General features: G+C 59.7%; 13 protein-coding genes. 6 read left to right on the top strand and 7 right to left on the bottom strand.

Annotated elements, in window-relative coordinates; genetic code table 11:
• Positions 1 to 27: 27 nt before the first annotated feature.
• Both AC2FD8_RS16560 and AC2FD8_RS16555 read right to left on the bottom strand, forming a co-directional pair.
• Complete coding sequence (locus tag AC2FD8_RS16560) at positions 28 to 1,191, bottom strand: benzoate/H(+) symporter BenE family transporter (RefSeq protein ID WP_496857925.1); 1,164 nt, start codon at positions 1,189 to 1,191, stop codon at positions 28 to 30.
• 141 nt (positions 1,192 to 1,332) lie between these two features.
• The gene (locus AC2FD8_RS16555) at positions 1,333 to 4,485 is read right to left on the bottom strand and encodes a valine--tRNA ligase (protein WP_496858024.1); all 3,153 of its coding nucleotides are present in this window, start codon (positions 4,483 to 4,485) and stop codon (positions 1,333 to 1,335) included.
• Positions 4,486 to 5,044: 559 nt separating this feature from the next.
• Between AC2FD8_RS16555 and AC2FD8_RS16550 the strand changes: the two genes are divergently transcribed.
• Complete coding sequence (locus tag AC2FD8_RS16550) at positions 5,045 to 6,121, top strand: T6SS phospholipase effector Tle1-like catalytic domain-containing protein (protein WP_496857923.1); 1,077 nt, start codon at positions 5,045 to 5,047, stop codon at positions 6,119 to 6,121.
• A 107-nt stretch (positions 6,122 to 6,228) separates the two neighbouring features.
• Here AC2FD8_RS16550 and AC2FD8_RS16545 read toward each other — a convergent pair whose 3' ends face one another.
• Positions 6,229 to 7,689 (bottom strand): pyridoxal phosphate-dependent decarboxylase family protein, encoded by a 1,461-nt coding sequence (locus AC2FD8_RS16545; RefSeq protein WP_496857921.1) that lies wholly within the window; start codon positions 7,687 to 7,689, stop codon positions 6,229 to 6,231.
• Between the two features lie 346 nt (positions 7,690 to 8,035).
• Positions 8,036 to 8,611, bottom strand: coding sequence for a GcrA family cell cycle regulator (locus AC2FD8_RS16540; RefSeq protein WP_170445228.1), 576 nt, complete (start codon positions 8,609 to 8,611; stop codon positions 8,036 to 8,038).
• A gap of 125 nt (positions 8,612 to 8,736) precedes the next feature.
• Between AC2FD8_RS16540 and AC2FD8_RS16535 the strand changes: the two genes are divergently transcribed.
• A complete protein-coding gene (locus tag AC2FD8_RS16535) occupies positions 8,737 to 9,540 on the top strand; it encodes an ABC transporter permease (RefSeq protein WP_496857919.1) in 804 nt (267 codons plus the stop codon).
• Here the strand turns inward: AC2FD8_RS16535 and AC2FD8_RS16530 are convergent.
• Entirely contained in the window at positions 9,522 to 10,412 is an 891-nt protein-coding gene (locus AC2FD8_RS16530) for a DMT family transporter (RefSeq protein WP_496857918.1), read from the bottom strand. The genes AC2FD8_RS16535 and AC2FD8_RS16530 overlap by 19 nt on opposite strands.
• Before the next feature lie 302 nt (positions 10,413 to 10,714).
• On the opposite strand from AC2FD8_RS16530, the gene AC2FD8_RS16525 reads away from it, so the two are divergent.
• From AC2FD8_RS16525 to AC2FD8_RS16510, 4 genes are all read left to right on the top strand, one after another.
• Positions 10,715 to 11,902: an aspartate aminotransferase family protein gene (locus AC2FD8_RS16525; RefSeq protein ID WP_496857916.1), complete on the top strand. Its 1,188-nt coding sequence runs from the start codon at positions 10,715 to 10,717 to the stop codon at positions 11,900 to 11,902.
• 76 nt (positions 11,903 to 11,978) lie between these two features.
• A complete protein-coding gene (argF, locus tag AC2FD8_RS16520) occupies positions 11,979 to 12,905 on the top strand; it encodes an ornithine carbamoyltransferase (protein WP_496857914.1) in 927 nt (308 codons plus the stop codon).
• A 119-nt stretch (positions 12,906 to 13,024) separates the two neighbouring features.
• Positions 13,025 to 13,399 (top strand): pirin-like C-terminal cupin domain-containing protein, encoded by a 375-nt coding sequence (locus AC2FD8_RS16515; protein ID WP_496857912.1) that lies wholly within the window; start codon positions 13,025 to 13,027, stop codon positions 13,397 to 13,399.
• Between the two features lie 74 nt (positions 13,400 to 13,473).
• Positions 13,474 to 14,448 carry a 2-dehydropantoate 2-reductase gene (locus tag AC2FD8_RS16510; protein ID WP_496857910.1) on the top strand — a complete coding sequence of 325 codons (975 nt, stop codon included), beginning with the start codon at positions 13,474 to 13,476 and terminating at the stop codon, positions 14,446 to 14,448.
• A gap of 62 nt (positions 14,449 to 14,510) precedes the next feature.
• On the opposite strand, the gene AC2FD8_RS16505 is transcribed toward AC2FD8_RS16510, so the two are convergent.
• Positions 14,511 to 15,989, bottom strand: coding sequence for an inorganic phosphate transporter (locus AC2FD8_RS16505; protein ID WP_496857909.1), 1,479 nt, complete (start codon positions 15,987 to 15,989; stop codon positions 14,511 to 14,513).
• An 80-nt stretch (positions 15,990 to 16,069) separates the two neighbouring features.
• Positions 16,070 to 16,528, bottom strand: a complete 459-nt coding sequence (locus tag AC2FD8_RS16500; protein WP_496857908.1) for an NUDIX hydrolase — start codon at positions 16,526 to 16,528, stop codon at positions 16,070 to 16,072.
• Positions 16,529 to 16,542: the final 14 nt, after the last annotated feature.

Genomic DNA, 16,542 nt, shown 5'->3' with positions numbered 1-16,542 from the left:
GCTTTTTCAGGCGCGGGGAGAAAGGGATCATCGCAGTTTGGTGGTCAAGAGGTAGGCGACGCCTCCAGCCAACAAGCCCCAGACCGCAGCGCCCAGACCAAACACCGTGATCCCTGAGGCGGTGATGGCGAAGGTCAGGATCGCGGCTTCGCGCTCGGCGGGTATTTCCAGCGCTGCGAAGGTGGCGTTGGCCATAACGCCAATCAGGGCCACGCCGGTCAGCGTACCCATCAGCAGCGGGTCGGCATGGGCGGCAAAGCCTGTGATCGCCACAGCAAAGATACCGAAGACGCAGTAGAACACGCCCGCCATGACTGCCGACCAGTAGCGCAAACTACGGTCTGGGTGGCTGTCTTCGTTCGAACACATCGCGGCGGTGATGGCCGCCAGACAAGTGGCGGGGGCTCCAAATGGGGCCGACAACATGCTTGCCCCTCCGACTGACGAGAATAGCTTGCCAGGGGCGGGGGTGTAGCCAAAGCTGCGCATCACGGCGATGCCGGGGATGTTTTGGGTCGCCATTGTGACGACGAATAGCGGCAGGCCGATGCCGATGGCTGACGCAAGCGAGAACGAGGGCATCGTCCAAATGGGCGCGGCCAGATAGGCCTCGGGCCGTACGGAAGCGCCATCTGCGCTGAAGACAACGGCCAAAGCAGCGGCGACGACGGCTGCGGGAACGGCAAGCAGCCTGTTGAAGCGTCCTGCGATGAACCATGTCAGGATCACGGGCAAGGCCTGCATGGGTAGCTCAACAGCTGCTTTGAACGGGACAATGCACAGTGGCAAGAGCACTCCGCCCAACATCGCCTGCGCCAGAGTGGTCGGGATCGCGGCGGCGAAGCGTCCAAGGGGTTTCCAAAGCCCGGCGAGAACGGTCAGCGCTCCGGCGCAAAGAAAAGCGCCAATCGCCCCGGAGAACCCCTCGGCCGGGGCGGCGGATACGGCCAGCAGCGCGGCGCCCGGCGTAGACCACGCAACGCTGATTGGTTGCCGGTATCGCAGGCTGAGGACGATTGCAGCAAGTCCCATGGCGATTGCTGCACTCATCAGGCCCGAGGCGGCCTCGGCCCTTGAAGCGCCCATCGCGGTCAGCCCCTGCAGGACGATCGGGAAGGAGCTGAAGAACCCGACAACCGCAACAACCAGCCCGGTTGAGACGGTTTGCATTGGGGGAAGGGAACGGGCCATCGGGTCCTCAGGCATTGTTGTAAGTGATTGCTATCAATCAGCTGGTGCTGCGAACAAGAAGAAAGCGATGCGGGTACAAAAAACCCCTCCGTCGGCTTTGACGGAGGGGTTTGTATTTGAGTATTTGTGAAAAGATGAAGATCAGGCGATTTCGGCCAGACGGGCGAGGGCTTCATTCAGCTTCGCCTCTTCTTCTTCGCGGGCGGCGAGGTTGGCTTTGGCCTCGGCAACCACTTCTTCCGGGGCCGAGGCCACGAATTTGGGGTTGTTCAGGCGTCCGCGCAGACCGCCGAGTTCCTTGGCCAGTTTGCCCTTGGCTTTTTCAAGCCGTTCCTTTTCAGCGCCGATGTCGATGATATCCGCCAGCGGCAGGCCAAAGGACGCGCCGGGGGCGGCGATCGAGATGGTGCCTTTGGGCAACTCATCTGCCTTGGTCAGGCTGTCGATGCGGGCGAGACGTTTGATCAGCGTCTCGTTCCGGTCCCATGCAGTTTGTCCGTGGGTATCGATTTCGGTCACCAGCATCGGCACGTAAAGGCCAGCCGGAACCCGCATCTGCGCGCGCGCCGAACGGGTGTTTTCGATCACCGAGATCACCCAGTTCATCTCACGATCCGCCTCCGCATCGACAAGCTCGGTGCCGTAGGCAGGCCAGTCGGCATGGACGACCATTTTCACGCGGTTGCCGGTCAGGCCCCACAGCTCTTCGGTGATGAAAGGCATAATCGGGTGCAGCAGGACCAAGCACTGATCCAGAACCCAGCGCATGGTGGCGCGGGTTTCCGCCTGTGCCTCGGCATCGTCGCCTTGCAGCAGCGGTTTCGACAGTTCCACGTACCAGTCGCAGACCTTGCCCCAGACGAAAGCATATAGCCCGTTCGCGGCATCGTTGAAACGATAGCTTTCCAACGCCGCGTCGACCTCGGCCCGCACGCGGGCAGTTTCGCCGATGATCCAGCGGTTCACGGCCGCCTTGGGCTTGAGGTCGGCCACGTCCAGTTGCGGGACGGCGTCGGTGAACACCTCGTTCATTTCGGCAAAGCGGACGGCGTTCCAAAGTTTGGTGCCGAAGTTTCGGTAACCTGTGATGCGCTCGCGGGACAGTTTCAGCACACCGCCAATCGCCGCCATCGAAGCGTTGGTAAAGCGCAGCGCGTCGGCGCCGAATTCGTCCACGATCTCAAGCGGGTCGATGACGTTACCGGTGGTCTTGGACATCTTCTTGCCCTTCTCGTCACGGACGAGCTGGTGCAGGTAGACGGTGTGGAACGGGATCTGATCGACCACGGCCAGTTGCATCATCATCATCCGGGCGACCCAGAAGAACAGGATGTCGAAGCCGGTGATCAGAACGTCCGTGGGGAAGTAGCGTTCCAGTTCCTCGGTCTGTTCGGGCCAGCCCAGCGTGCCGATGGGCCAGAGGCCGGAGGAGAACCACGTGTCGAGGACGTCGGGGTCGCGCCAAACCGGGTAGACCAGCTTGGTCGGGTCCTGTTCGACTGCGTACTGAGCAAGGCTTTCAGCGAACTGATGGATCGCTTCCTGCTTGTCGGCGACTTCGATAACCGTCGCGTGGCTCAACGGGCTGGGGATGTTTGCGTTGTCGTCGAGGAATTTCTCGGTGACGGCTTCAAGGCTCGCCGCACATTCCATGACATTGCCACGGTGCAGCATGCCGCCTTCGTTCAGCAAACGGCCCAATTCGACCAGATCAAGGTCGCCGTCGTTTTCGTCGTCCTTGAAGTTCTCAGCCGAGAGATCGAGGCCATACCAAACCGGAATCTGATGCCCCCACCACAGCTGGCGCGAGATGCACCAGGGCTCGATGTTTTCCAGCCAGTGGTAATAGGTCTTCTCGCCCGACTCGGGGATGATCTTGACCGTGCCGTCCTTGACCGCATCCAGCGCGGGGCCAACAACCTTTTCGGCGTCCACGAACCATTGGTCGGTGAACATCGGCTCGATCACCACTTTTGAGCGGTCGCCAAAGGGCTGCATGATCGGTTTGCTCTCGACCAGTGGGACCAGTGCCTCCGGGTCGTCATCCTCACCCAGCTTGGCGCCCAGAACCGGATTGTCGGCGCGGGTCATCACGGCCAGACCGTCCGCCGTGATCTCTTCCACCACCTTCGCCCGCGCCTCGAACCGGTCGAGGCCGCGCAGGTGGTCGGGGATCAGGTTGATCGCGTCGATTTCGTTCTCGGTGAACTCACGTCCGCGCGCGTATTCCTGCGCCTTGTCCGCTTCTTCCGCGTAAGGCGCACCATCGGCCCGCATTGCGCCTTTGGTGTCCATCAGGCGGTACATCGGAATGCCGCCGCGCTTGGCGACCATGTTGTCGTTGAAATCATGCGCGCCGGTGATCTTCACCGCGCCCGAGCCGAAATCGGGATCGGGATACTCATCAGTGATGATCGGGATCTGGCGGCGATGCTCTTTCGGACCAACCGGGATTTCGCAGAGCTTGCCGACGATGGGGGCGTAGCGTTCATCCGAGGGGTGAACCGCAACCGCGCCATCGCCCAGCATGGTTTCAGGACGGGTTGTGGCAATCGAGATATAGTCGCGCTCTTCCTCCAGCACGATGTTCCCGTCCTCGTCCTTCTCGACGTAGGTATAGGTTTCACCCCCGGCCAGCGGGTACTTGAAGTGCCACATGTGGCCCGCAACTTCGATATTTTCGACCTCGAGGTCCGAGATCGCGGTTTCAAAATGAGGGTCCCAGTTGACCAGACGCTTGCCGCGATAGATCAGGCCCTTTTCGTACATGTCGACGAAGACCTTGATCACCGCGTCATGGAAATTGGCCGAGTTTTCGTGCCCCGTACGCGGATCACCCGCCGCGCCAGCCATGGTGAAGGCATTGCGCGACCAGTCGCAGGAGGAGCCGAGACGCTTCAGCTGCTCGATGATCGTGCCGCCGTATTCACCCTTCCATTCCCAGACCTTGTCCAGAAACGCCTCGCGCCCCAGTTCGCGCCGACCGGGTTGTCCGGTGGCGGCCAGCATCTTTTCCACCTGCATCTGCGTGGCGATGCCCGCATGGTCCTGACCGGGCTGCCACAGCGTGTCGAACCCACGCATCCGGTGCCAGCGGATCAGGATGTCCTGCAGAGTGTTGTTGAAGGCGTGGCCCACATGCAAAGCGCCCGTCACGTTGGGTGGCGGGATCATGATGGTAAAGCTTTCATCGCGCGAACGGTTCGCGCCTGCCTTGAAGGCTCCGGCCTGTTCCCAGGCCTCGTAAATGCGGGCCTCGGCCTCGGCCGCGTTGAATGTCTTTTCCATCGCCATGGGTGCGTCCTGCGTCATCAATCTCGGGTCAGTGCGTGCAATAGCGAAAGGATCGCCAAAGGGGAAGGCTTTGCGCTGATTTCCGCATCAAGCGCCCCGAGATGCGACCGTGAAACAGGACACAGACATAAGCCGGAGCGATCCGATATAGTTGTTAGACGGTCACGAGGCGGTCCGACCAGAATGAGGGCTGCATCTCGTTCTCTGTCGGGATTTGTAGAATGCCTTTGAACATTCGTAACCTTTTCAGACATATCATGGTCACAGTGACAAGCTGGATTGGCCGGCGGCCCCTGGTCATGATGATGCCCGATAGCTTGGCTAGCCTTGATGGGATCGCCCTGTGGCTCACGGTTTCGTTGGGTGGGGGTGTCTTGCCCTTCGGGCGCAGGATGCCCATCATTGAATATACCTCGCTGCAGTTTTTGGCAGCGCACCATAAAGGGGTCGAATGGGGCGCCGGTGGCGGAACTCGGTGCATGCGGCCTTGGCCGCAGATACACGCCGCGCAAATGGAGCATCCCATATGCGCTTCGCAGGTTGGAGGAGTGGCTGACGCATGATTCTGTCACGGTTAAGCAGAAAGGTACTTGGATGGCTCGGGCGGCCCTTACGCTCCGAGCATTCAGCCGAGGTGCTGCACCGCGAACCGATCAGCCATGTCGTCATTCTGGACGGGACCATGTCGACACTGGAACCCGGCTTCGAAACCCATGCTGGGCAGACGTTGCACTTGTGTCGTGAGATGGGGTCTCAGATTTCTGTATTTTATGAGGCCGGCGTGCAGTGGGAAAGCTGGAAATCCTCGCTCGACGTGATGATGGGGCGGGGCATCAACCGACAGATACGTCGGGCCTATGGCTACTTGGCCTCACGCTACAAGCCGGGGGACCGGATTTACTTCATTGGATATTCGCGCGGGGCCTACGGTGTTCGCAGTCTTGCGGGTGTGATCGACATGATCGGCCTGCTGCAGGCGGAACACGCGACCGAGCGGAACATCAAGCAGGCCTACCGCCATTATGAATGCAACCCGAGCGGCACGGCCGCCCGCGATTTCCGCCGCAAATTCTGCCATGAGGATGTAGCGATTGAGATGGTCGGAGTTTGGGACACGGTCAAGGCACTGGGCCTGCGCCTGCCGCTGCTATGGCGCTGGGCCGAGGAAAAGCACGCCTTCCACAATCATCAACTGGGCCGCGCGATCCGCCATGGCTACCACGCGATGGCCCTGAACGAGACCCGCGAGGTCTATGAGCCGATCTTGTGGAAATGCACGCCCGAGTTCAAAGGCCATGTCGAACAGGTCTGGTTTCGGGGCACCCATGGCGATGTGGGTGGTCAGTTGAACGGCTATGAAGAGGCGCGCCCTCTCAGCAATCTCTCTCTCATCTGGATGCTGGACAAGGCCGAGCGGCACGGTCTGCCGCTGCCGGAGGGATGGCGCGCGCGTTTTCCAACCAACGCGCAGGGTGCTTCGGTTGGGACCTGGCGTGGATGGGGCAAGATTTTTCTTTTGCGCAAAAGACGGACGGTTGGTCGGGACCAATCCGAACACTTGCACGCCTCGGTCGCGCCCGAAGATGTGCCGGGGTGGGAGCCTGAACCGGATCTGCCATCACACCCGGCGCGGTAGAATGCCGATCATATGCCCGCGGCTCCAAGATCACCGACACCTCAATGTCAGGTTCGAACCCAATTTGGCTGATGCTGCGGTAAGGCCGAACGCCGGCTTTCAGTTCGCTATTCCTCTGCTGTGATTTGCGCTCCAATCCTCAAGATTGAAGACACGAATAGTTCAATGTCAGTGCGCTGAGTCCGGTGATTGTTCATTGCCGCCCGCAAACAGTGCCTGTGTTTGACGGTCGTGTCGGACACAACAGCAATACCTTCTTCCTGAAGGCGCAGCATGATTTCGGTGTTGATTGCCTTTAACTCCGCTTCGCTTTGGTTTCCTGTGTCATAGCGGAAGCACACGATGTTCAAGTTCGTTGGAAACAGAAGATCAATTTCGGGTGTCCGTTCGATCAGCTTGGTCAGATACCGGGCTTTGTCGATATCCTGATCAATCAACCTTCCGAATTTCTTCAGGCCCTGTTCTTTCAATGACATCCAGACTTTGAGCGCCCTGAAGCCGCGAGAGGTTTGTATGCCATATTCGTGTAGGAAGTCGGCAGCGGCGAGACCGCGTGTTGCACGCTCAAGATATTCTGGAGTTAAGGAAAAAGTTTTTAGATGTTCTGACTCGTCCCGCACGAGTGCACAGCCAACCTCAAACGGCGCGTGCATCCATTTATGCGGATCAAGCGCGACCGAGTCAGCGCGTTCGATTCCCGCAACGCGCCAGCGGTTCTCCGGCGCGATTGCAAGCAACGCACCGATACATCCGTCAACGTGGAACCAAAGACCTTCTGCCTCACAAAACTCAGCGATTGCGACAAGGTCGTCGATTGCGCCCGTGTTTACCGTGCCAGCTGTTGCGATAACACATGCTGGCTTCAGACCGTTTGCAATATCGGTCCTGACCGCTTCTTTCAGGGCGGACACATCCATTGTCAGATCAGCCTTCGAAGGAATGCGGACCAAGGACTTGTTCCCCAATCCAAGCGTTTCCATAGCCTGCTGGTGACAGCTATGTGCTTGATCGGAGCAATAGTACCGCAAAGGCTTTGGCATCGCGGCAACGCCTTCCTCGCGGATATCGATGCCAGCCTGTGCATTTCGAGCGACAGTCAACCCGATGAGATTTGCAACGGAACCACCAGATACCAAAGTACCGCTAGACCCACTGGGCAGCCCGATCATGTCCCGGAACCAAGAGACTACCTGCTTGTCGATCAGAGAAGCAACGTGGTTGCCAGCACCCAGATTTGACCCCTGAACCGCTGCAATGAAATCGGCGAGCGCTCCTGTGAAATTGCTACTGCCCATGTACCATGCCCAGAAGCGGGGATGGATATTGCCCATCGGATACTTAAGAACCGTTTCTTTGACCTCATCCAATACCTCACCCAATGGTGTCGGTTCTTCCGGAGCAGTTGTCAGAAATCTCGTGCGCACCTCTTCTGGGATGTCAGACCAAACAGGACGATCTCGAACGTCCCGCGTATGATCAATAGCGACATCCACGATCTGATGTGCTTGCTCGCGTGTGTTCTCCCAGTTTGGTGGGTCCAAACTCACAAACAATGATCCTTCCGACATAAATCAATTCCTCCCAAAAGCACCATTGGTACAAGTTCTCGACCGAGCGTTCAAAGACCATGCTTATTGAGGGCTGCATTTGCAATCCAATTGCCTAGTCAGTGGCACGGAGTGAGCCTGGAAGCGGAAACGGTCAATCATATGATCAGTTGCAACGGCAGCTTTGTCCGCACACCCGATGCCCCCATCTAAAACACCCTTGCAGAAAGCTGCGAGGGTGTTTTTCTCGTAAGCGTCCGCTACGCCTAGCGTTGTTTTGACTTCGCAACGCTTCCGATAAGAGGCTCTGAGAAACCCCGCACCCTTCCCACATTCCAGAATAGAAATATGGTTCTGGCTTTCCAAATCACCGACGACGGTCGCGGCGAGAGCTCATGGGTTGGAAGGCCACGCCGACATGCGCCTCGCAATACGGTTTGCCCGCTTCAACCGGCAGGCCGCAGAACCAGAAATCCTCGGTCGCGGGGTCGCCGACGGGCCATTTGCAGGTCTTTTCGGTCAGCTCCATCAGCGTCAGCTTCTTGGCTTTTTTCTCGATCTCGTTGACCTTGGCCAGTGCCTCGGGGCTGATCTCATTGGCCGAGGGCTGCGGCGGCAGAGGTTGACCGGCCGGGATGATCTGACGACGGGCGGGAACGGCAGGTTTCGCCTCGGCCGCAGGGGCAGGGGCGGGACGTGCGGGCTCGGTCTTGGGTGCGGGCTTTGGTTTCGCCTCGGCCTTGGGCGCGGGTGCCGGCTTTTCCTTGGGCTCGGCCTTGGCGGGGGTTGCACCGGTTGCGCGGTTGGACAGGCCCAGACGGTGGACCTTGCCGATCACCGCGTTGCGGGTCACGCCGCCCAGTTCCTTGGCGATCTGGCTGGCCGACTGGCCCTCGCCCCACATTTTCTTCAGCAGTTCTACGCGCTCGTCAGTCCAGGACATCGGTTGCCTTTCAAAAGCGGAAAGCGGCCCCGGATTCGGGCCGCCTTGGGAATTCATCTCAGCGCCCTATTCTAATCACTGCGGGCCGAGTTACAAGCGGTCTTCGAATCAGCTAAGAGGCACTCATGCAGAATCTTATGGATCAGGACGCGCGCCGGTTTGGTGCGGTCAATTGGATGGGCCTCTACACGCTGGCCAAACGCGAAACCCTGCGCTTTATGGCGGTGTGGACGCAGACCTTGCTGGCCCCGTTGGTGACGGCTGGATTGTTCCTGCTGATCTTCACCATTGCCATCGGCCCAAGTCGGCCTGACGTGATGGGTGTTCCGTTCCTGATCTTTCTGGCGCCCGGCATCATGATGATGACGGTGATCCAGAATGCCTTTGCCAATACCTCGTCCTCAATGGTGATCTCGAAAGTGCAGGGGAACATCGTGGATACTCTGATGCCGCCATTGTCCCCGCTAGAGATCTTGCTGGGCTATCTTGCAGGCGGCATCGCGCGCGGCATTCTGATTGCCTGTGTCGTGGCCCTCGCGTTTCTGGTGTTTCTGTCGATTGCGCCGCAGAACCTGTTCATTACCCTGGTCTTTGTCATTCTGGGCGGGGCATTTATGGGCGCGCTGGGCCTTTTTGCCGGGATTTTTGCCAATAAATTCGACCAGATGGCGGCGATCACCAACTTCATCGTCACGCCGTTGGCCTTCCTGTCGGGTACCTTCTATTCGGTCGAGGCGCTGCCGCCGGTGCTGAACAAGCTCAGCCATCTGAACCCGGTCTTCTATCTGATTGACGGTCTGCGCTATGGGATGATCGGAGTGTCCGACAGCTCACCTTGGCTGGGTATGGCGGTTTGCACCGGGGCGACGCTGTTCGTTGGTGCGGTGACCTGGCAGATGTTGCGGACGGGCTATCGGCTCAAGGCCTGACGGTGCAAGGTCTCGCGCCAGACCAGAATCAGCGCGCCTGTCAGGATGATAGACGAGCCGATGATGCTGATCCGATCCGGGATCACGCTAAAGATCGCAAAGTCGTAGAGCGCCGCGAAGATCAATGTGGCATAGCTGATGGGCGCAACGAATGAGGCGTCGGCGCGGGCCATTCCGTTGACGAAACAGGCCTGCGCGCAGGCCATCAGCCCTCCGATTCCGGCCAGCGCCGCCCATTGCGCGGTGGTCGGCGCCTGCCATACGGCGATCACCGCGACCGAGGCGATGGTCAGGCCCATTCCGTTGTTCACCAGCAGAATCTGGATCGGAATTTCGCGGCCCGAGAGCTTTTTGATGAAAATCAACTCCATCCCGATCACTGCGGCCGCCGTCAGGGCCAACAGAGCGGCTGGTTGGAAACTGGCGGGTGTCGGGCGCAACAGAATCAGCGCCCCGGCCAAAGCCACTGCTGCGGCCAGCCAACGCCACGGGCCGACACCTTCTTTCAGAAGCGGGATGGCCAGAACCATCGCAAAAACCGGGTTCAGGAAGGAAAGCGCCGTGGCGTCTGCGATCGGGATATAAGCAACGGATGCAAACATCAGCGTGATCCCCAGCCATCCGAAACTTGTGCGGCCAATATGCAGCCCCCAATGCGGGCGCCTCAGCGCCGGGCGTAGAACAGCCGTGGCAGTCACGATCACTGCAAAGGCAAACAGAAACCGCCCGTGGCTGATCTGCATCGGATGCAACGCCGGGCCAAGCGTGTCTGTTCCCAACGCTTTGGCCAGCAAGGTTGTACCCGCCAGCAGGGCGCTGGCGGCAAAAATCAAGAGGGCCGCGAGAGGTGGGTTCTGGGGTGCAGGTGTCATGGTCAAGCGGTGCGCCACAAGAAATGAAATAGCAAGCGTGAAACGGCGGCTTCTCATCTCATTGTGAAATTTCAGGGCTTTCCAATTATTGGTCTTCCCAGACAGATCGAACCCCGCTATATCAGCGGCCATGATCAAAACCGCACATATCCTGCGCCTCCGACGCCGACGCCTGACCGCGTAACCGGCCCGTTTGATCTATTTGCGCTGACCAAATCCGCGCATTCTTCACCAAATCAGTTGACGACCATGGCCCCGGTGTATCACTCACAGGGCTTAAGCTATCTTAAAAGGATGATCCGATGATCCCGTCCGTTCTGCCGACCTATAACCGTGCGCCCCTGACTTTCGTGAAGGGCGAAGGCGCCTGGCTGACCGAGGCGGATGGCCGACGTTTTCTGGACCTCGGAGCGGGCATCGCGGTGAACGCGCTGGGCCACGCGCATCCGGCACTTGTGAACGCGCTGACCGAGCAGGCGCACGCGCTGTGGCATGTCTCGAACCTCTACCACATTCCGCAGCAGCAGGCGCTGGCCGACAAGCTGGTCGAGCACACCTTTGCCGACACAGTATTCTTCACCAACTCGGGCACCGAGTCCTGTGAACTTGCGGTGAAAATGGCCCGCAAGTATTTCCATGACAAAGGCCAGCCCGAAAAGGTCGAGATCATCACCTTCGACGGCTCGTTCCATGGCCGGTCCTCGGCTGGTATCGCCGCCGCCGGGTCCGAAAAGATGACCAAGGGCTTTGGCCCTCTGCTGCCCGGCTTCGTGCATCTCACGTTCGGAGACCTCGACGGCGTCACCAACGCCATCAGCGAAAGCACCGCAGCAATCATGATCGAGCCGGTGCAGGGCGAAGGCGGTATCCGCCCGGTTCCCGACGCCGAACTCAAAGCCTTGCGTCAGATCTGCGACGAAAACGGCCTTCTGCTGATCCTCGACGAGGTTCAATGCGGCGTGGGCCGCACCGGCAAGCTGTTCGCCCACGAATGGGCGGGTATCACGCCGGATATCATGATGGTCGCCAAAGGCATCGGCGGAGGCTTCCCTCTGGGTGCTGTTCTGGCCACAGAAGAGGCCGCCAGCGGCATGACCGCAGGCACCCATGGCTCGACCTATGGAGGGAACCCGCTGGGTTGCGCTGTTGGCTGCGCCGTGATCGATCAGGTCGCCACGCCCGCCTTCCTGGAAGGCGTCAACCGCAAGGCAGGCTTGCTGCGGCAGAAACTCGAAGGTTTGGTCGCCGACCACCCCGAGGTCTTCGAAGAGGTGCGCGGCGCTGGCCTGATGCTGGGTCTGAAATGCAAAGCGACCAATATCGACGTGGTCAACGCGGGCTACGACAACCAGGTCATCACGGTTCCGGCCGCCGACAACGTCATCCGTCTGCTGCCACCGCTCACCTTGACCGAGGATGATATTGCCCAGGCGGTGATCCACCTCGACAAGGCCGCAACGCAAATCGAAGCCAATCTGGCAACTGCCTGATCCTTCTTCTGTTTGAAAATACCTCGGGGGTGTGGGGGCTGGCCCCCACTCACCGCCCAGCCAAAAGCGAAATGATATGAACCACTTTCTTGATATCCACAAAACCGACGCGGCCGACTTGCGCGGCATGATTGATCAGGCAGGCGCAATGAAACAGGCCCGCCTTGGGCTTCCAAAAGCCGCGCTGGATGAGGAACAGCCGCTCAAAGACCACATGGTTGCACTGATCTTCGAAAAGCCCTCGACCCGGACGCGCGTGTCCTTTGATGTCGGTGTGCGCCAGATGGGCGGCCAGACCATGGTCCTGTCCGGCAAGGACATGCAACTTGGCCATGGCGAAACCATCGCCGACACCGCCCGTGTCCTGTCACGCTATGTGGATATGATCATGATCCGCACCTTTGATGAGACCGTCTTGACTGAGATGGCCGAATACTCGGACGTGCCCGTGATCAACGGCCTGACCGACCGCACGCATCCTTGCCAGATCATGGCCGATATCCTGACCTACGAAGAACACCGGGGCCCGATTGCGGGCAAGAAGGTGGTCTGGACCGGCGACGGCAACAATGTATGCGCTTCGTTCCTGCACGCGGCAGGGCAATTCGGCTTTGACCTGACCTTCACCGGCCCGGCACAGTTCGACCCCGAGGAAGAATTCATGGGGTTTGCCCGCCAGAAAGGCTCGCAAGTCGTTGTTGAGCGTGATCCCTACAAGGCCGTCGAGGGCGCAGATCTGGTGGTTGCCGACACCTGGGTCTCGATGCATGACAGCCAATCCGCGAAAGAGCGTCGCCACAACATGCTGCGCCCCTATCAGGTCAATACCGAGCTGATGTCCCATGCCAAACCGGATGCGCTGTTCATGCACTGCCTGCCCGCTCACCGCGAGGAAGAAGCGACCTCCGAGGTCATGGACGGCCCGAACTCGGTTATCTTTGATGAGGCAGAGAACCGCCTTCACGCCCAGAAAGCAGTGATGCGGTGGTGTCTGGGCGTCTAAGCCCGTCTTCTGACCTCCCAAACGCGAAGTTTGGCGAGCGCCCGCCCGCTCGCCAATAGCACCAACACGCACAGGGCTGTCTTGGTCATGATCTCCATCGTGCCCTCGATCAGCATGGCATGCACAACTCTTCCGACGATCGTCAGGGAAACCAGCGTCGTGTGCGTTATGTCACCGAAGGCTCGGTCGAGATTGAAGGTGATAAATTCGAGGCCGGTCGCATGATGGTTTTCCGTCCGGGCGACAAGCTCTCGGTCGCAGCCGGGCCAATGAGAGCGAAGCTTATGTTGCCGGGCGGCGCGACCCTCAACGAAAAACGCTATATGTGGTGGAGCTTCGTGTCTTCGCCGAAGGAAAAGATCGAACACGCCACGCGGGAATGGAAAAACGCCGACTGGGCGAACGGAGCCTTCCACTTGCCGCCCGGCGATGATCAGGAGTTCATACCGATTTCACCGGAACAGGAGCGTACCAAACCCCGGCTGGCCCGCTGAACGCCACGTTATCTCGCGCCGGGCTTGCCCCGACACGCCAACCCGGTGATCCTTCCCGTTACGGAGGGAGCGCCATGAAGATCGTCATTGCAGGTGCGGGCAGTATCGGCTGCTATTGTGGCGCGTTGCTGGTCGATGCCGGCCATACGGTCACTCTGCTGGGCCGCGCCCGCGTCTTGGACCCGATCCGAGGGCAGGGGCTGACGGTCACCGATTTCTCGGGTTTCAATCGCACAGTTCCGGCCACATCGCTGACGCTCAGCACAGATCCCGATTGTCTGGTCAAAGCCGATCTGATCATCGTCACCGTGAAGTCGGGCGCGACCGAAGACATGGCGGCAATGATTGCTTCGCAGGCGTCGCAATCGACCCCCGTCCTTTCCTGGCAAAACGGGATGGAGAACGCCCGAACCCTGCGCGCCGCATTGACCAACCACGATGTCCGCGCGGGGATGGTTCCTTTCAACGTGGTTCCAAACGGCCCGGCCACCTACCACCGCGCCACGTCCGGGGATATCGTCATCCAAGCGGGCCCCGGGTCCTTGGCCGGGCAGCTGACCAGCGCCCGGCTTCCAATCACCGAGAGCGACCAGATCGAAGCTGTTCAATGGGGCAAGCTTGTCATCAACCTCAACAACGCACTGAATGCGCTATCGGGCGTCACTCTGGTCGAACAACTGACGGACCGCAATTGGCGTCGCCTGATGGCAGATCAGATGGCCGAAGCACTTTCGGTTCTGAAAGCTGCCGGTCACCCGGTCGCCTCGACCACTCCGCTGCCCGTGTGGATGACGCCGCATGTCCTGCGCCTGCCGACACCCCTGTTCAAGCGCATCGCCTCTAAAATGCTGACCATCGACCCCAGCGCCCGAACCTCGATGGCCTATGACTTCAGCGCCGGCCGGCCAACGGAAATCGACAGTTTGCAAGGCGAAATCATCCGTCTTGGCCAGTCTCTAAACAGACCAACCCCAATCAACATCCGGGTCGCTGAATTGATCCGCGCAACCCCCACAGAACCCATGCGCCCGGCCCAGATCAGACCCTGATCCGTTCTTCATCTGGCTAAAAATATCCCGGAGCGCGAGGCAGAGCCTCGCAAATCCCCAGCCTATCCAAACACGGTCAGCATCCAGAAAATCACGGCGGACAAAACAGCTGCTGCCGGAACGGTCACAACCCAAGCGGCCACGATGGTCATGAAATGCGATCGGCGAACAAGTTTGCGTCTTTGACGTTCTTCCCGCGCCATACGCTGCTCGGGCGGGCGCTGGCGATTGGACTTTGCCCGACGTCGATCGGAATGCCACTCACGGTAGAAACCCACGCCAAAAACGGCACCCACGGTGATGTGGGTCGAGCTGACCGGCAGCCCCAACCAACTGGCCAGGATCACGGTGATGGCCGCAGACAGCGCGACGCAGAAGGCACGCATCGGGTTCAGCTTGGTGATCTGACTGCCCACCATTCGGATCAGCTTCGGCCCGAACAGGAACAGACCAAATGAAATCCCGAAGGCTCCGATCACCATGACCCATGTGGGGATAGGGACCTTTGCGGCAAAATCTCCGAACTCGGCGGCATGCACAATACCGGCCAGAGGGCCGACCGCATTCGCCACGTCATTGGCTCCATGCGCAAAGCTGAGAAAGGTCGCAGAAATTACCAGTGGCAATCCGAACAGGGTTTTCAGCGACCGCGTGCGGTTCTCTAGCCCTTGCGAGCGGCGGCGCACCCAAGGCACTGTCACGGCCCATGCCAGAAGACCGGCGCCCAGACCGATCAGCACGGCCATGTTCAGGTCAACCGCAACGATCTTCTTGAGACCCTTCACCAAAAGATAAGTAGCGAATGCACCGGCCATCAGTCCGACGAGGATCGGGACCCAGCGCTGTGCGGCTGCAATCTTGTCCTCCTGATACTGGATTTTGGCTTTTACAAGCGCCAGAAACAGGGCGGCAATCGCTCCGCCCAGAACCGGAGAGACCACCCAGCTGGCAGCAATGACTCCCATGGTGCCCCAGCTGACCGCGCTCAGCCCTGCAGCAGCTATGCCTGCGCCCATGACGCCGCCCACAACAGAATGGGTGGTCGAAACAGGTGCGCCCAGCCAGGTCGCAAAGTTGACCCACATGGCCGATGAGATCAGCGCCGCCATCATCGCCCAGATGAACACATTGCTGTTCTGGACCGAGGCCGGTTCAATGATCCCCTTGGAGATGGTTGAGACCACATCCCCACCCGCCAGCAAGGCGCCCGCGCTTTCGGCAATGGCTGCGATGGCAATCGCACCGCCCATGGTCAGGGCGTTCGCACCCACGGCTGGGCCCATGTTGTTGGCCACGTCATTGGCGCCGATATTGATCGCCATATAGGCCCCGAACGCCGCCGCCGCGACGACGATCACGCTGCCATCTGCCTGTCCGAAAAGAACCGCTGCTGTCAGTCCTGCCAGCGCCATGAAAGCCAACGCGACGCCCGGTGCCAGCAAGGGGCGGGCGACATGCGCATTTGCCGCCTCGACCCGCGAAATCCGATGCAAGTCGTTATCCAGCGCCTTCCAGCGCGGTTCTGAATTCGCGTTCGACATGGGTTTGTTGCGGTCCAAAAGGTTGACGCCGGTTCCTACAGGTTTCACAGCCTGAGGACAACTACGACGCAGCTTGACCCTTATAGATGCCGCAGCAGGGCTTTGAGTTCAGGCTCACCGACACGCTCAGCGGCAATTTTCGGTGTCACCCAACTCCGTTTACGCTGATCTGCCTCGGGAAAGTCATCCAGCAGTTTGGTCACGCGCAGATGATATACGCTTGTCAACACGGGCTCGACCGCACCGTCCTTGAGGACCTTGTCATAGGTGAAATGACCCACCGGCTCTTTTTCGACATTGGCCTCATGCACGCCGGCCTCTTCCCAGGCCTCTTGCAGGGCGGTTCCGGCACCGTCCAGCCCGTCGATCGGCCAGCCTTTGGGAATGATCCAGCGCCCGGTGTCGCGGCTGGTCACCAGTAGAACCTCGGGGCCCGATTTGGTCTGACGCGTGCAAAGGGCGGCCACCTGCACGCGCTTGGGTCGCTGTATCATGGGTCGTCCGACCTCATCCCAGATTTTCTGCAACTGCGCTTTCATTATTCTGCCGCTCG

This window comes from Ruegeria sp. YTSC192 (assembly GCF_059609705.1).
This window is presented reverse-complemented; position numbering and strand designations above follow the sequence as displayed.

Excerpts from the sequence above, each read along its gene's own strand:
- AC2FD8_RS16560 (WP_496857925.1), bottom strand. The coding sequence starts at position 1,191 with ATGGCCCGTTCCCTTCCCCCAATGCAAACCGTCTCAACCGGGCTGGTT.
- AC2FD8_RS16525 (WP_496857916.1), top strand. The coding sequence starts at position 10,715 with ATGATCCCGTCCGTTCTGCCGACCTATAACCGTGCGCCCCTGACTTTC.
- AC2FD8_RS16550 (WP_496857923.1), top strand. The coding sequence starts at position 5,045 with ATGATTCTGTCACGGTTAAGCAGAAAGGTACTTGGATGGCTCGGGCGG.
- AC2FD8_RS16545 (WP_496857921.1), bottom strand. The coding sequence starts at position 7,689 with ATGTCGGAAGGATCATTGTTTGTGAGTTTGGACCCACCAAACTGGGAG.
- AC2FD8_RS16510 (WP_496857910.1), top strand. The coding sequence starts at position 13,474 with ATGAAGATCGTCATTGCAGGTGCGGGCAGTATCGGCTGCTATTGTGGC.
- argF (WP_496857914.1), top strand. The coding sequence starts at position 11,979 with ATGAACCACTTTCTTGATATCCACAAAACCGACGCGGCCGACTTGCGC.
- AC2FD8_RS16515 (WP_496857912.1), top strand. The coding sequence starts at position 13,025 with ATGCACAACTCTTCCGACGATCGTCAGGGAAACCAGCGTCGTGTGCGT.
- AC2FD8_RS16535 (WP_496857919.1), top strand. The coding sequence starts at position 8,737 with ATGCAGAATCTTATGGATCAGGACGCGCGCCGGTTTGGTGCGGTCAAT.
- AC2FD8_RS16540 (WP_170445228.1), bottom strand. The coding sequence starts at position 8,611 with ATGTCCTGGACTGACGAGCGCGTAGAACTGCTGAAGAAAATGTGGGGC.
- AC2FD8_RS16530 (WP_496857918.1), bottom strand. The coding sequence starts at position 10,412 with ATGACACCTGCACCCCAGAACCCACCTCTCGCGGCCCTCTTGATTTTT.
- AC2FD8_RS16500 (WP_496857908.1), bottom strand. The coding sequence starts at position 16,528 with ATGAAAGCGCAGTTGCAGAAAATCTGGGATGAGGTCGGACGACCCATG.
- AC2FD8_RS16555 (WP_496858024.1), bottom strand. The coding sequence starts at position 4,485 with ATGGCGATGGAAAAGACATTCAACGCGGCCGAGGCCGAGGCCCGCATT.
- AC2FD8_RS16505 (WP_496857909.1), bottom strand. The coding sequence starts at position 15,989 with ATGTCGAACGCGAATTCAGAACCGCGCTGGAAGGCGCTGGATAACGAC.